The 13,492-nt window shown below is 70.8% G+C and carries 15 protein-coding genes; 11 read left to right on the top strand and 4 right to left on the bottom strand.

Annotated features, from left to right (window positions below):
• Nucleotides 1–151: 151 nt before the first annotated feature.
• The 3 genes from ACFYRY_RS16000 (at nt 152) to ACFYRY_RS15990 (ending at nt 1,679) form a co-directional block, all read left to right on the top strand.
• Nucleotides 152–667, top strand: a complete 516-nt coding sequence (locus tag ACFYRY_RS16000) for a MarR family winged helix-turn-helix transcriptional regulator (RefSeq protein ID WP_389146257.1) — start codon at nt 152–154, stop codon at nt 665–667.
• 263 nt (nt 668–930) lie between these two features.
• On the top strand, nt 931–1,434 hold the full coding sequence (locus ACFYRY_RS15995; protein WP_389144943.1) for a sigma factor-like helix-turn-helix DNA-binding protein: 504 nt from the start codon (nt 931–933) through the stop codon (nt 1,432–1,434).
• Nucleotides 1,431–1,679, top strand: coding sequence for a hypothetical protein (locus ACFYRY_RS15990; protein ID WP_389144940.1), 249 nt, complete (start codon nt 1,431–1,433; stop codon nt 1,677–1,679). The genes ACFYRY_RS15995 and ACFYRY_RS15990 overlap by 4 nt, the downstream gene beginning before the upstream one ends.
• Nucleotides 1,680–1,735: 56 nt before the next feature.
• On the opposite strand, the gene ACFYRY_RS15985 is transcribed toward ACFYRY_RS15990, so the two are convergent.
• Nucleotides 1,736–2,890, bottom strand: a complete 1,155-nt coding sequence (locus ACFYRY_RS15985; RefSeq protein WP_389144938.1) for a cystathionine gamma-synthase — start codon at nt 2,888–2,890, stop codon at nt 1,736–1,738.
• Between the two features lie 141 nt (nt 2,891–3,031).
• Here ACFYRY_RS15985 and ACFYRY_RS15980 point away from each other — a divergent pair, with 141 nt between their 5' ends.
• Complete coding sequence (locus ACFYRY_RS15980; protein ID WP_389144935.1) at nt 3,032–4,153, top strand: hypothetical protein; 1,122 nt, start codon at nt 3,032–3,034, stop codon at nt 4,151–4,153.
• 106 nt (nt 4,154–4,259) lie between these two features.
• On the opposite strand, the gene msrA is transcribed toward ACFYRY_RS15980, so the two are convergent.
• Nucleotides 4,260–4,772 carry a peptide-methionine (S)-S-oxide reductase MsrA gene (gene msrA, locus ACFYRY_RS15975; protein WP_389144932.1) on the bottom strand — a complete coding sequence of 171 codons (513 nt, stop codon included), beginning with the start codon at nt 4,770–4,772 and terminating at the stop codon, nt 4,260–4,262.
• Between the two features lie 195 nt (nt 4,773–4,967).
• Here msrA and ACFYRY_RS15970 point away from each other — a divergent pair, with 195 nt between their 5' ends.
• Nucleotides 4,968–5,561, top strand: coding sequence for a DUF4291 domain-containing protein (locus ACFYRY_RS15970; RefSeq protein ID WP_389144929.1), 594 nt, complete (start codon nt 4,968–4,970; stop codon nt 5,559–5,561).
• 89 nt (nt 5,562–5,650) lie between these two features.
• A complete protein-coding gene (locus ACFYRY_RS15965; RefSeq protein WP_389144926.1) occupies nt 5,651–6,772 on the top strand; it encodes an AI-2E family transporter in 1,122 nt (373 codons plus the stop codon).
• Nucleotides 6,773–6,839: 67 nt separating this feature from the next.
• Here ACFYRY_RS15965 and ACFYRY_RS15960 read toward each other — a convergent pair whose 3' ends face one another.
• Nucleotides 6,840–7,289 carry a GNAT family N-acetyltransferase gene (locus tag ACFYRY_RS15960; protein WP_389146255.1) on the bottom strand — a complete coding sequence of 150 codons (450 nt, stop codon included), beginning with the start codon at nt 7,287–7,289 and terminating at the stop codon, nt 6,840–6,842.
• A 328-nt stretch (nt 7,290–7,617) separates the two neighbouring features.
• Between ACFYRY_RS15960 and ACFYRY_RS15955 the strand changes: the two genes are divergently transcribed.
• The 3 genes from ACFYRY_RS15955 to ACFYRY_RS15945 all read left to right on the top strand — a co-directional run bounded on the left by ACFYRY_RS15955 (nt 7,618) and on the right by ACFYRY_RS15945 (nt 9,436).
• The gene (locus ACFYRY_RS15955; RefSeq protein ID WP_389144923.1) at nt 7,618–8,076 is read left to right on the top strand and encodes an SRPBCC family protein; all 459 of its coding nucleotides are present in this window, start codon (nt 7,618–7,620) and stop codon (nt 8,074–8,076) included.
• Nucleotides 8,077–8,307: 231 nt separating this feature from the next.
• Nucleotides 8,308–8,592, top strand: a complete 285-nt coding sequence (locus ACFYRY_RS15950; protein ID WP_389144920.1) for a hypothetical protein — start codon at nt 8,308–8,310, stop codon at nt 8,590–8,592.
• A gap of 121 nt (nt 8,593–8,713) precedes the next feature.
• The gene (locus tag ACFYRY_RS15945; protein WP_389146252.1) at nt 8,714–9,436 is read left to right on the top strand and encodes a Crp/Fnr family transcriptional regulator; all 723 of its coding nucleotides are present in this window, start codon (nt 8,714–8,716) and stop codon (nt 9,434–9,436) included.
• A gap of 4 nt (nt 9,437–9,440) precedes the next feature.
• Here the strand turns inward: ACFYRY_RS15945 and ACFYRY_RS15940 are convergent, their stop codons facing one another.
• The gene (locus ACFYRY_RS15940) at nt 9,441–9,980 is read right to left on the bottom strand and encodes a hypothetical protein (RefSeq protein WP_389144917.1); all 540 of its coding nucleotides are present in this window, start codon (nt 9,978–9,980) and stop codon (nt 9,441–9,443) included.
• A 322-nt stretch (nt 9,981–10,302) separates the two neighbouring features.
• Between ACFYRY_RS15940 and ACFYRY_RS15935 the strand changes: the two genes are divergently transcribed.
• Nucleotides 10,303–11,073 carry a hypothetical protein gene (locus ACFYRY_RS15935; protein ID WP_389144914.1) on the top strand — a complete coding sequence of 257 codons (771 nt, stop codon included), beginning with the start codon at nt 10,303–10,305 and terminating at the stop codon, nt 11,071–11,073.
• A gap of 347 nt (nt 11,074–11,420) precedes the next feature.
• Entirely contained in the window at nt 11,421–13,487 is a 2,067-nt protein-coding gene (locus tag ACFYRY_RS15930; RefSeq protein WP_389144911.1) for a hypothetical protein, read from the top strand.
• Nucleotides 13,488–13,492: the final 5 nt, after the last annotated feature.

Genomic DNA, 13,492 nt, shown 5'->3' with positions numbered 1-13,492 from the left:
GCAGTTCACACTTGGAAGCAGCCGCTGTGACCAACCTCCGAGACCGGTTTCCACACCGTCGGTACGGCCCGCCTTCCGGCCGCGTACCCTGTCCCCCAACCCAGCACCCCTTTCATGAAGTGAGCCTCCGGCCATGCCCACAACACCTGAAATGTCGATGGACATGACGACACTCGGTGACACCGGTCTCCTCGACACGCTGCAGCACGAGGTGGCGGTGTTCGCCCGCCGTGCCGAACAGACCCGGCTCGGCGGGGTGGGGCAGGTCCGCAACTCCATGGACCGGGCCGCGTACCTGCTGCTCAACCGGCTCGACAAGGAAGGCCCGATGGGCGTCAAGGCGCTCGCCGCGAGCATGGGGATCGACTCGTCGACGGTCACCCGGCAGGTGGCGCCGCTCGTCGACACGGGCCTCGTCAAGCGAACCTCGCACCCCGAGGACGGGCGTGCGGTGGTGCTCCAGTTGTCGCCGCGCGGCCAATCGCGTCTGGACGAAGTGCGCTCGTCGAGGCGTCAGTTGATGGCCGAGCTGACACACGACTGGGCGCCGGAGGAGCGCGAGGCGTTCTGCACGCTCCTGACGCGCTTCAACAGCGCGCTGTCCTCCCGGATGGCCGCCCAGGGGGTACCGGGCGTACCGGGCGCGGAGCCGCCGTCGGCCTCCTGAACGACCCTCACGGACGCCTGACGGGCGTTCGCGGGGTTCGGTACCGACTCGGTTCCGGGCTCCGTTCCCCAGCTCCGTTCCCGGGCCTCGGGCGTGCTGGGCGGTGCGCGGCTCTTGACCGGATGGCCGGGTCTGCCCTCAGATGAGACGGGGACCTCAGTCGTACGCGGTCGCGTGGTCCGCACACATGTGCCCACGCGATGTCCGTACGCGACCGAGTCCCGGACCTCGACAGGATTCTCCCCCCAGGCGCGGGAGGTGCGGTGCGAGAACGGCATGCGGCTCAGGACGCCCGCCGGGCCCGGGAGTTCGAAGCGTTCGTCGCGGGCGCGGCCGGGCGGCTGCTGCACGCCGCCACGCTCCTCACGGCAGAAGACCCGCGCGACAACCCGCACGCTCGGCGCCTTCTGACATCGGCCCTCGCCCACACGTACGCGTGCTGGGACAACACACGCGGCGACGACCCCTACGACCACGCACGCCAGTACCTGGCCGCCCGGTTCGCCCACGGGGCATGGCACCACCACGGCGCCCTCCGCCGGTCCCGCCCGCGCCGCCCCGGCGCACTGGCCCGGCTCAGCCCGCAGGAACGCCTGATCCTGGTCCTGCGCCTGTACGAGGGGGTCGCCGAGGAACAGGTGGCGGCGCTGCTCGGGCTCTCCCCAGAACGCGTCCGCGCGATCTGCGACCGCGCGATCACGACCCTCCTCCACCCGCCCCGGGTCCCGGCCGCCAGGACGGTCGGCGCGAAGGTGGTCCCGTCATGAACCAGCGGGGGCGGGAGTCGGCCGTGCGGCAGATGCTGGAAGCGCCGACGGCGCAGGTGTCACCGGAGCTGTACGCGGACGTCCTGCGGCGCGGCGGGCGGATGCTGCGCCGCAGGCGGGCCATCCGCCGTCTGCTGTGGCTGCTGCTGCTCGCCGGGACCGTGGCGTTCGTCGTGTGGGCGCTCACGGTCCAGCCCTGGGTGGAGCCGCCCTCCGAGACGACCCCACCCCTCACGGGCTGGTGAGCAACCGCGACGCACCGCACGCGGCGCACGGCACACGGCTCACGGCACGCGACTTTCTAGCCGAGCGCCTGACGCAGGTCCTCCAGGAGGTCCTCGACGTTCTCGATGCCGACGGACAGGCGTACGAGATCGGCGGGCACCTCAAGGGCCGAGCCGACCACGGAGGCGTGCGTCATGCGTCCGGGGTGCTCGATCAGCGACTCGACGCCACCCAGGGACTCGCCGAGCGTGAACACCTTGGCGCGGTTGCAGACCTGGACGGCCGCCTCCTCGCCGCCCTCGACCTGGAAGGAGACCATGCCGCCGAACGCACGCATCTGCTTGGCGGCGACCTCGTGGCCGGGGTGCTCCGGAAGGCCCGGGTAGAGAACCTTCGACACGCGCGGGTGCCGGGTCAGCATGTCGGCGACCTTCGTGGCGTTCTCGCTGTGCCGGTCCATCCGTACCGACAGCGTCTTCGTGCCGCGCAGCACCAGCCAGGAGTCGAAGGGCCCGGCGACCGCGCCCATCGCGTTCTGGTGGTACGCCAGTTCCTCCCCCAGTTCCGGGTCACTGACGATCAGGGCGCCGCCGACGACGTCCGAGTGGCCGCCCATGTACTTGGTCAGGGAGTGCACGACGACGTCCGCGCCGAGCGACAGCGGCTGCTGAAGGTACGGCGTGGCGAAGGTGTTGTCGACGACCAGCCGGGCGCCGGCGTCGTGCGCGACCTGCGCGACGGCGGCGATGTCGGTGATGCCGAGCAGCGGGTTGGAGGGGGTCTCCACCCACACGGCCTTCGTCTTCGGGGTGATCGCGGCCCGTACGGAGGCCGGATCGGCGGAGTCGGCGACGGACCACTCCACGCCCCACCGGGAGACGACCTTCGCGAACAGGCGGAACGTGCCGCCGTACGCGTCGTTGGGGATGACCACGTGATCGCCGGGCTCGAGGAGCGTACGCAGCAGGCAGTCCTCGGCCGCCAGCCCGGACGCGAACGCGAGGCCTCGGCGCCCGCCCTCCAGGGCGGCGAGGTTCTCCTCCAGGGCGGTGCGCGTCGGGTTGGCGCTGCGGCTGTACTCGTAGCCGCCGCGCAGACCGCCGACGCCGTCCTGCTTGTAGGTCGAGACCTGGTAGATCGGCGGGACGACCGCGCCGGTGAGGGGATCCGCGGTGTTGCCCGCGTGGATCGCGAGGGTCTCGAAGTGCTGACTGGTGTGGCTGTCGCTCATGGGCACCGAGGGTAATGCGCCGCGGAGCCGATGACCGACCGCGGGACGGCGGAGGACCCCGCCACGGTCGGCCGACGGAGGTTTTCCACAGGCCGCCGACCGCGGTGGCCAATTGTCCGAGGCGTCTGGAACCCTTGAGGCATGGAAATTCTCTGGGTCCTGATGGCACTGGTCATGTTCGGCTTCGTGCTGCTTCCCTTCCTGCGGCGCAGGCGCGGCGGCGCGATCGAGCAGGTCCACCCGGGTCACCCCGACGCCGCGGACCCCGCGAACTACGGGTTCGCGCAGCAGGAGGAGCTCGACATCCGGATGCCCGGCCCCGACCAGGACCTGGTGGACGTCCTGGAGGTGGTGCAGCGCAGCCAGGACCACCCCGCGGCCGCCCAGCTCCTGGCCGGCACCGAGACCGAGGGCGAACTGCGCTGGCAGCGTGTGCAGGCCTTCGCGGGCGCCGCGTCCCTGGAGCTGCGGCAGCGGCCCGGCGGGGTCAGTGAGACGCCGGGCGGGCAGTGGCTGCGGGTGTGGCGGACGCAGGCACCCAAGGACCCGGGCGGCGCGGCGGTGCACGCGGAGTTCCTGGTGCAGCAGGCGTGGCGGACGTCGACACCCGGCACGGACGAGTTCCGGATCATCATGGAGGAGGCCAGGGCCGCGTGCGGAGACGCGGCGCTGCTCGCCCCCGGTGACCCGATCCCGTACATCATCGAACTGTCCGTGGCGCGCGGACTGGCCTATTCCCAGGCGGAGTTCGAGCAGCTGTGGCTGAAGATCCTGGACCGCGCGCCGAACCACATGGGGGCGCATCTCGCGGCCCTGCACTACTGGTGCGAGAAGTGGCACGGCTCGCGCGAGCAGGCGTACGGCTTCGCCGAAGCGGCGGCCGCCCGTGCTCCCCGGGGCTCACTGCTGGCCGCCATGCCGCTCTTCGCGGTCTTCGAGCACCTGCCCGAGGTGAACCTGGTCAGCGGCTTCTACCAGAGCGAGGTCGTCACGAAGGCGGTCCACGGAGCGCTGCACGCCGTGCACTCGTCCCGCCCGGACGACCCGATGCTGGCGCACGTCCGCCATCTCCTGGTCTTCTTCCTGGTCCGCTCCGAACGCTGGGCCGAGGCGATGAGCCAGCTCATACACATCGACGGCCACGTCGGCGCCCTCCCCTGGACCCTGTCCGCCGACCCGGCCGCGGAGTTCGCGGTCTACCGGGCGCTGGCGGTCGCGGGCTACGAGGCGAACGGCGGCAGCCCGGCGACACTGCCCCACTGAGGGGCCGGCCCAGCACGTTCCGTCCCCGGCTCAGCTTGTCGCCGAGCCGGGTAGGGCGCCCTCGGCCGAGACCCGCGCGGTCGAAGCGGTCAGCCCCTCCGCGTGGTCAGCCCTCCGCGCGGGCGGGCAGCCGCCATCCCGGGCGGGGGAAGTGGCAGGTGTAGCCGTCCGGGTAGCGCTGCAGGTAGTCCTGGTGCTCGGGCTCGGCCTCCCAGAAGGGGCCGACCGGCTCCACCTCGGTGACGACCTTGCCGGGCCACAGTCCGGAAGCGTCCACGTCCGCGATGGTGTCCTCGGCGACGCGCTTCTGCTCGTCATCCACGTAGTAGATCGCCGAGCGGTAGCTGAGGCCGATGTCGTTGCCCTGGCGGTTCTTGGTGCTCGGGTCGTGGATCTGGAAGAAGAACTCCAGAAGCGCACGGAAATCTGTCTGCGCGGGGTCGAAAAGGATCTCGATGGCCTCCGCGTGCGTGCCGTGGTTCCGGTACGTCGCGTTCGGCACGTCACCCCCGGTGTATCCGACCCGGGTCCCCGTCACGCCCGGGAGTCGGCGGATCAGCTCCTCCATCCCCCAGAAGCATCCGCCGGCCAGCACGGCCCTCTGTGTCTGCGCCGCCATCACGACCCTCCAATGTCTGTCAGCTCGGTCATTCGGGCTGCTCGGCTCGCACACCACCGGCATCCCACGCCCACTGTCCTCAACGCGCGAGGGCTCCACGCGATTCCGCGCCCACCCAACCCGCGCCGGCGGCCCCACCCGCGGAGCCTCGAAAATCAGTGGCCGCCAGAACCGGCCGACCCCACGCTGTACGTCATGGAAGAACCGCAACGCAGGGTCCGTGCGGCGCACTCGGAATCCACGATCACCGTCTACCAGGCGTACACCCCGGACATCGGCCTGCCCGCCGTCCGCGACGGCCGTTTCCCCGCCGCCTGGAAGCGCGACCGGATGACATGGATCAAGCCGTCGTTCCTGTGGATGATGTACCGCTGCGGCTGGGGCACCAAGGTGGGGCAGGAGACCGTTCTCGCGGTCGACATCACCCGCGACGGCTTCGAGTGGGCGCTGCGCCACGCCTGTCTGTCGAGCTACGTCCACGGGGTGCACCCCGACCGGGCCACCTGGCAGCGTCAGTTGAAGCGCACGCCCACCCGTGTGCAGTGGGACCCGGAGCGGGACCTGCGCCTGAGCCCCCTGCCGTACCGGTCCCTGCAACTCGGCCTCTCCGGTGAGGCCCCACGACGGTACGCGGACGAGTGGACGGTCGCCATCCGCGACGTGACCCCGCTCGCCCACGAGATCCACGCCCTCGTCAGCAAGGGGGACCTGGACTCCGCCGCCCGACTGCTGCCCGAGGAACGCCCCTATCCGGCGGGAGACGAGCTGCTCGCCCACCTACGCGGATGACCGGGCTGCCACAGCGCCCCGGCCCGTGGGGGACAGGGCAGCTGGGAGCAGCGGTGCCGGTGTGATGTGCGTACCCATAGGGTGCATCCGTGACTGCCACTTTGAGTTCCACGCGAGCCCGCGCCGCGCTCCGTACGTCGGCGCGGGTCTCCGTCGAGTCGCTGCTCATAATCCTGATGCTCGCGGTGACCTTGTGGGTCCTGGGACGGATGTGGTCGGTCGTCTGGCCACTGGTGGTCGGCCTGCTGCTGACCACCCTGACCTGGCCACCGACCCGTTTCCTGCGTCGGCGCGGGTGGAGACCCGCTCTCGCCGCGTCGGTCGTGACGGTGCTGTTCCTCCTGGTCACCGTGGGCGTCGTGGCACTGATCGCGGTACCCGTGGCCTCCCAGTCCGGCCAGCTGACCGACGGCGTGGCCGAAGGGATCCAGAGGGTGCGCGAGTGGGCGGCCGGGCCACCGTTGAACATCGGTGACGCCCAGATCGACAAGGCCTTCGACACGGCGGTCTCCCGCGCGCAGGACGGTCTCGGCAGCATGGTCGGCACTGTCGTCACGGGAGTGACCACCGTGGTGAACGGCCTGGTCACCGGCGTTCTGGCCCTGTTCCTGATGTTCTTCTTCCTCAAGGACGGCCCGCGGTTCCTGCCGTGGCTCGCCCGTCAGCTGCCCGGGCGGCTCGCCACCGACGTCCCGACCGTGGCGGCACGCGGCTGGGACACCCTGGGAGCGTTCGTCCGCTCGCAGGCAGCGGTCGGCCTGCTCGACGCCGTCCTGATCGGCCTGGGTCTGTGGATCGTGGGGGTACCGCTGGTGCTCCCGCTGGCGGTGCTGACCTTCGTCTCCGCGTTCGTGCCGATCGTCGGTGCGCTGTTCGCCGGTTTCGTCGCGGTTCTCATCGCGCTGGTCTCCAACGGGCTGACGGACGCGCTGATCGTGCTGGCCGTCATCGTCGTGGTGCAGCAGCTCGAGGGCAACGTGTTCCAGCCCATGATCCAGAGCCGTGGGCTCGGTCTCCACGCGGCGGTGGTCCTGCTGGCGGTGACGCTGGGCGGCAATCTGGCCGGCATCGTGGGCAGCCTGCTCGCGGTACCGGTCGCCGCGCTGATCGCGGTGGTCTGGAACTACGTGCGCGAGCAACTCAGCGAACCCGCACAGGATCCGGGGACCGACGAGTCGGACGCCGGCGTCGCCGTGCCGTCCCAGGGCTGAGCGTCCGGGGCTCCTGCATCACGTGCCACGCGCGGGGAGCGTTATACGCGGGGAGTGTCACGGGCGGTCAGCGCGTGGCCGTGCCCGCGCCCGCGCCCGGCACTCGCACCATGTAGACGTCGACCGGGTCCTGGGCTTCCACGGTGAACCCGTGGCGCTCGTACAGCCGCCGGGCGGCGCTGCCCTGGAGGACGTTCAGGCGGACGGTCAGGCCGTCGGCGTCGGTCCGGTCCAGCAGGGTTCGCAGGACGGCCGAGCCGAGCCCTCGGCCCTGGACGTGCGGGGCGAGCATGAAGTGCTCCAGCCAGTGCCCGTCCTCGGCCGGCCGCAACGCGACGCAGCCGGCCGGCGTGCCGCCCGCCAGGACGACCGACGTGTGCTCCGGGGAGAAGGCGTCCCGCAGGCGCTGCCGGACCCGATGCTCGTCGAACCGGCCCAACCGCTCCAGGTCCGCACGCATCACGACGGCCCGGATCTCCACGAGCGCCTCGAGGTCCGCCGACTCCGCGGGACGCATGGCCCATTCCACGGCCCGGTCCGACGTCGTGGAGCGGGACTCCGCCCGCCCCGCCGGTATCTCGTCCGCCTTCGCACTCCCGTTCACGGCTGGATGGTATGACAGCGGGCACCCGCCCAGGCCGCTCCCTCCCTCCCCCCCCCGACGTTCACCGCGCGCCAAGCACCATGGTCACGTAGGGTCGCGGTGTCACTACGGCAGGACGGGCGACGCGGCGTGGCCCGGGCGTCCCGCACTCGGGCGCGAGGCGGTTCCCCCTCGCGATCCGGCGGACGCCCGCGGAGGGTGGCGCGCGGGCGCGTCGTGGCTCGCACCCTCAGGAGGGCCCATGTCAGGACAGTTCGAAGCGACGGTCGAGGTCGACCGGCCCGTCGAGGAGGTGTTCGCCTACCTCGCCGACGGACGCAACGATCCGCAGTTCAGCCCCCGGGTGCTCAGGATCGAGCGGGTCCCCGACGCCCCGACCACCGAGGGCACGGTCTTCCGGAGCACGGTCAAGGACGCCGGGATGAAGACCGCCAGGGAGTTCCGGATCACCACCCTCGAAGCGCCGACGAAGATCCGCTGGGCCGAGGTGTCGAAGAACAGCGTGACGGCACGCGAAGGCGGCTACGACGTGGAGCCGCTGCCCGACGGACGTAGCCGGGTCCGTATCTTCAACGTGCTGGAGGGCCACGGGCTCGGCAAGCTCCTCGTCGGCCTGGCACTCGCCGCCGCCCGCAAGGACGCCGCCGGCTTCGGCGCCCGCATCAAGGCGGCAGCGGAGGCGGCGATCGATCCCCGCTGACGCCACGCGGACCGACGGGCGGGAAGGCGGTCGGGCAGCCGGTCGGCGGCGACTGCCGTTCGGATCACCCGGGGCGGCCCTTCAGGTGATTGCCGGACGCACCGTGAGCCACACAGCCGCCGCGGGGGTACGACGTCTCAGCAGACGTCCAAGACCAAGCAGATGTCTCAGCAGACGTCCAAGCAGACGTCCGAGCAGACGACGACCCAGAACGCCGTGAGGAGCGTGGGGATGTACGCAGCAGTCCGGCGGTACGAAGGGGTGACCGATACGGCCGAGGCGGCACGTCTCGTGAACGAGGGGTTCGTGCCGCTCATGCGCCAGGTCTCCGGATTCGTGGCCTACTTCTGGATCGACGCCGGGGACGGAGTGATGGTCTCGACCAGCGTCTTCCAGGACCAGGCCGGTGCCGATGAATCGATCCTGAGGGCGGCGGACTTCGTGCGGGACCACCTCACGCCACTGCTTCCCAACCCTCCCGAGGTCATGAACGGCGAGGTGGTGGCTTCCGCCTGACGCTCCTGACGTCGGCGGGGCCACGGCGATGACGACGGCGCACAGCACGCGGGTTCACGACGAAGAGCCGTACCCGGAATCCGCGCGGGCCGCCGTCCGGAGCCTCTATCGTCGGAACGTGATGGACGCACCACGGCGGAACGCCGGACGTGGGGGTGGGTGGCCGAGAGGGAGTTTCCTCGGCAGGCTGGCCGACGCGGCGCTCCAGGACCTGTTGGCGCTGGGACGCCCCCGGGTCTTCGAGGCGAAGGAGGTCCTGGTCCGCCAAGGAGACGTCGACCGCCACGCGCTCCTGCTGCTGTCCGGCTTCACCAAGGTCACGGCCACCGTGGAGAACGGCCGGGAGTCCCTGCTGGCCATCCGGCTCGGCGGGGACATCGTCGGCGAGATGGCAGCGATCGCGGACATGCCGCGTACGGCGACCGTCACCGCGTGCGGCAGGGTGCGGACCCGGGCCGTGTCCCACGAGGCGTTGCGCGCGTTCCTGCTGCGCTGCCCGGACGCGGCGGTGGTGATGACGGGCATCCTCTCCGAGCGGCTGCGCTGGGCCAACAACCGTCGGCTCGAGTTCCGCGGCTACAACGTCAAGGAGCGGCTCGCGAGGATCCTGGTCGACCTCGCGTCGATCCACGGCGTGCAGGGGCGCGAGGGCGTGGAGCTCGGATTCAGCCTGACCCAGCCGGAGATGGCGGCCCTGACGGGCGCCGCCGAGCCGACCGTGCACAAGGCGCTCAAGGACTTGCGTGACGCGAAGCTGATCGGCACCGGATACCGGACCACGACGATCCGGGACCTCGACCGGCTGCGCGTCGAGGCGCGGCTCCCCGCACCGGACACCTGGTGAGGCCTCACCCGGGGAACGCCCTCAGCAGCAGGCACAGGCCCGCCGCCGCGGCCATCACGGCGGTGCAGACGACGGCGACCGTCGCGTAGCGGCACTTGGTCACCGTGACGGCGGCCAGGAACCGGCACGCCTCCCACATCTCCGCCCGTGCGCGCGCCGCGGGGTCCTCGCCCGGCGCACCCTGCGGGACGGCACTCGCGGCGCTGGACAGCACGTGGACGCTGTACCTGTTGAAGGACACCGGACGCCACAGCCGCGGCCGGAGCACCAGAGCCAGGCAGGTCACCCCCGACAGGAACGCCACGGCGAACAGGACGACCAGCGTGTCCAGCAGCACCACACCGAACGCCGCGTGCGCCCAGGTGTCCCGCGCGGAACGCACCCAGGACCCGAAGGAGACGACCAGCGCCGCCTGGACGCCGGCGAGGACACCCGCCTTGCCGTCGGCGAGTTGATGGGTCGTTTGCAGCGAGGCCAGCATCGCGGCCGGGTCACCTGACTGGTCGGGCCGCGGAGATCCGCCGCCGTCCGGCTCGTGTGCCATACCGACTCCTTCACCACCTGGGACGGCCCCTCGGGCCGGATGTCACCCAGTAACGCTCCGCCGGTGCCGGACGACCACCTACTTCTACGGTTTCCCGGAAAGGCGTGAATCCCGTATTTCCATGGGTTTCCGCTCGGCCGGGGTCTGATACGACAGTCCCCCGCGCTGTGTGAAAGTCAAGAGCCCGAGGCCTTCCTGTCTCATTTTCGCAACAGCGGCACACGGCGGTCCTCCCGCCTGTGATGCTGCTTTTCCCTCCTCGATCACCGTGCACAACACCAGGGATTCGGCCACGATTTCGAAGGAATAGAACGTGAATCGAATGAAAGGTTTTTCCCGCCGTCCGCTCCTGGCAGTGGACGCTCAGGGATACGGGCGGAGCAGCCCACGCCGTCAGCACTGGATCCAGCAGTCGGTGCCCCACGTCCTCGACGAGGCGGCCGAAGAAGTGGGCTTCGTGAGAGGCGCCTGGCAGACGCAGGTCGCCGGGGACTCCGCGCTGTCCGTACTCCCCGTCGAGGAGTCGGAGCCCCTGCTCGTGGACGACTTCATGCGCCATCTGGACAACGCGCTGCAGGCCGTGAACGACGGCCGGGAGCCCGACGCCTGGCTGAAGCTGCGCGCCGCGGTGCACCACGGACCGGCCGTTCCCGCGGCCAGCGGCTTCTCCGACAGCGGGCCGGTGGAGGTGTCGAGGATCCTCAACTGCACGCAGTTGAAGGAGGCCCTGCGTCTCAGCGCAGGGGCGCGGCTGGCGGTGGCGGTGTCCCGCGAGGTGTTCAACACCGTCGTGGTCCGCGACTACACGACGCTGCGCACCAGCGAGTTCCGTGAGATACGGGTCCGGGAGAAGGAGTTCGACGACGCGGTCTGGATCAGGGTGCTGGGCGGCGACATCCACGGACTGGGCGACCTGGGGGGAGACACCCCGCCGCCCGAGGACTCCCCGGCGCCGCCCTCCGGCCCCGCGCCGGCCGGTCCCGCACCCTCCGCCCCCGCGGCGGCCGGCCTGCCCGGTCAGCACTCCCTCCAGGTGTTCGAGGCCCCGGTGCACGGATCCGTCATCGGATTCGTGAACAACAACCGCCTATGAACGGCGAGAAGTCACACCCCGAGAACCCACAGCACGCGGTGGCACCCGAGAACACACAAAACCCTCCGGGCCCACTCGTCCCAGGGGAAGGAAACCAGGAACCGGTGCAGTCGGGTCTGGACCAACAATCGGCGGACGCAATTCCCGGGACGCATGAGACCGGTGAGGTGAAACCGCACCGGAAAACACCCGAACCTGAGAAGCCGGGAGATCCCGAGCCGGAAAAGGGAAAGGCATCGCAACCCGCGAGCGGAAATGCACCCGACGGGGAAACAGCCCCGCCCGACACGAGGGATCCGTCCCCCCGCGCGAACACGAAGCCCGGCGCCGCCGAGGCCAGCGAGCAGGTGTCCGCCGTCCACACCACGTACACGACGGTCCACCAGAACCTGTACGGCCCCGTGGGCCCGGGCGGAGTCACGGGTGTCGCCGGGGCCGCCCCTCTCCCCCAGGGCGCGGCGACCGGCCCCGTGCGGGAGGAGGAGATCGACCTCTTGGTGCGGCGCTACGCGGAACCCGACGCGTTCGCCCAGGCCCTCGAAGCGCTGCGGGCCGACAAGGTGGTGACCCTGATCGGCGAACCCGGGACGGGCAAGCGGTCGGGAGCCGTCGCCCTGCTCAAGAACGCGATACGCGGCGAGGGCCGCATGATCGTGCTGTCCCCGGACATCACCCTGGAACAGCTCGCGGAGCGGGTCTTCGACAGCGGCAACGGCTACGTCGTCCTCGACCGGGTCGACGACGGTGTCACCGGGATCGAGCAGGCGGACTTCGCCTGGCGACGCGTGCAGGAACGGGTCCACAAGTGCAGGGCCCACCTCGTCGTCACCACGCGCCCGCGCATGGAACGCACGCTCCCCACCGCGGTCCGCCACTTCTGCTGGGAGGCCCCCGCCACCGAGAATCTGCTGCGCCTGAGGCTCAAGCTGGGCGGCTGCTCCGACGACACGATCCACCAGGCGATCGAGCTGATCCGGCCCAACTGCCCCGTGAGCAAGGCGGTCGAGATCGCCGACAGCATCTGTGAGGGACGCGAGCCGGAGCAGGTCTGGAAGGAGTACGACACCAACACCTACGAGACCGTCCAGCGCTGGTTCAACGCCCCCGGCCGCACCATGCGGGAGATCCTCCAGGTGACCACCGTGGCCTTCGCCGCCGGCAACGGCATCAGGTCCTGCGAGCAGTTGTTCGCCTCGCTCGACCACCATGTGAGCCGCGCGTACGCGGGCGGAACCAACACACCGGGCAGGGGCAACGCCCTCTCCTCCTCCCTCACCGCGTCGGCCGCCGTTCCCGTCACGGCGAGCAAGGACAAGAACGTCCCGGGGAAACGAACCGGTGGCGTGGAGGCGTCCCTGTTCGACCACCGGCGGGCCATGCTCGACATCGACCTGCTGACCACCAAGCGGATCCCGATGGGCTCCGTCACCCGCGAGGTCGTGGTCTTCGGTACGCCTTCGCACCGGCGCTGGGTCTTCACCGAGCTGTGCGCGCGCTTCGGCATGGAGTTCTGGGACGCGGTGCAGCAGTGGCTGACCACCGTACTGAGCGACCCGGACGCGCCGTGTCCGTCCGGCACGGTCTCCGGCGACGAGTTCGAGGTCTCGATGGCCGCCGGGCTCGCCATGCTGGCCGTCACCGACTTCGAGGAGGTCGTGCGCAACTACCTGGTGCCGTGGGCCACGGGCCAGGCCGGCCGGCGGGGCCAGGCCATGGCCGTCTACGTGCTGTGGGACATGTGCCACAGCGGCCTGGGCCTCGACACCGCCGCCCTCGCCATAGCCCGGGACTGGGCCAGGTCCGGTTCGGCGGAACTGCGCGGCACCGCGGCGCTGGCGTTCAGCGGATGGCTCGGGGTGCGCTTCCCGTCCGACGCCGTGAAGTGGCTGTGGCACCTGATCGCGTCCGAGCACGGCCAGGGGATGGGGACGGCGGCACTGGCCAGGTTCTTCGCGCTGCTCGTCTACCACGACGAGGACCCCTCACGGGTCCTGGGGCTGCTGACCTACCGGCTGGGCAAGCACGCCTCGACGGTCGGCCGGACCCCGTTGAAATCGCTGACCTTCGCGGTGGTGGTGACGATCCTCTGCATCCGGGACGCCTCCGGCAGACCGGTCGCCCTGCGCTACTTCGTCCTCCACCCCGACCGCGGTGACGCGCTCCTGGAACTGTGGGCCACCGCCTTCCGCTACCGGCCGATGCGCCAGATCGCGTTGCAGACCTTCGCCGAACACCTCACGGCGCTGCCGGTCCTCACCAAGGAGACCGTGAAGGCGGGCCGGGCCCTCGGCAAGGGCCTGCGCGCGCAGACGCACACCGAGACCGAGAGGAACGCGCTCCGTGCCGCCCTGGTGCGGCTGACCCGTGGCAAGGGCCCGGCGGAGGCGATCCGTGCCCTGCTCGACGAACTGTGAAAGGT

It is taken from the genome of Streptomyces sp. NPDC005263 (assembly GCF_042872365.1).
GTDB lineage: Bacteria > Actinomycetota > Actinomycetes > Streptomycetales > Streptomycetaceae > Streptomyces.
Note: the sequence above shows the minus strand (reverse complement) of the source record. Positions and strands in the feature narration are given on the sequence as shown.

What these genes read in the sequence shown, in the direction of transcription:
- ACFYRY_RS16000 (WP_389146257.1), top strand. Translation starts at nt 152, where the DNA reads ATGTCGATGGACATGACGACACTCGGTGACACCGGTCTCCTCGACACG.
- ACFYRY_RS15990 (WP_389144940.1), top strand. Translation starts at nt 1,431, where the DNA reads ATGAACCAGCGGGGGCGGGAGTCGGCCGTGCGGCAGATGCTGGAAGCG.
- ACFYRY_RS15985 (WP_389144938.1), bottom strand. Translation starts at nt 2,890, where the DNA reads ATGAGCGACAGCCACACCAGTCAGCACTTCGAGACCCTCGCGATCCAC.
- ACFYRY_RS15980 (WP_389144935.1), top strand. Translation starts at nt 3,032, where the DNA reads ATGGAAATTCTCTGGGTCCTGATGGCACTGGTCATGTTCGGCTTCGTG.
- msrA (WP_389144932.1), bottom strand. Translation starts at nt 4,772, where the DNA reads ATGGCGGCGCAGACACAGAGGGCCGTGCTGGCCGGCGGATGCTTCTGG.
- ACFYRY_RS15970 (WP_389144929.1), top strand. Translation starts at nt 4,968, where the DNA reads ATGGAAGAACCGCAACGCAGGGTCCGTGCGGCGCACTCGGAATCCACG.
- ACFYRY_RS15960 (WP_389146255.1), bottom strand. Translation starts at nt 7,289, where the DNA reads ATGCGTCCCGCGGAGTCGGCGGACCTCGAGGCGCTCGTGGAGATCCGG.
- ACFYRY_RS15955 (WP_389144923.1), top strand. Translation starts at nt 7,618, where the DNA reads ATGTCAGGACAGTTCGAAGCGACGGTCGAGGTCGACCGGCCCGTCGAG.
- ACFYRY_RS15950 (WP_389144920.1), top strand. Translation starts at nt 8,308, where the DNA reads ATGTACGCAGCAGTCCGGCGGTACGAAGGGGTGACCGATACGGCCGAG.
- ACFYRY_RS15945 (WP_389146252.1), top strand. Translation starts at nt 8,714, where the DNA reads ATGGACGCACCACGGCGGAACGCCGGACGTGGGGGTGGGTGGCCGAGA.
- ACFYRY_RS15940 (WP_389144917.1), bottom strand. Translation starts at nt 9,980, where the DNA reads ATGGCACACGAGCCGGACGGCGGCGGATCTCCGCGGCCCGACCAGTCA.
- ACFYRY_RS15935 (WP_389144914.1), top strand. Translation starts at nt 10,303, where the DNA reads ATGAAAGGTTTTTCCCGCCGTCCGCTCCTGGCAGTGGACGCTCAGGGA.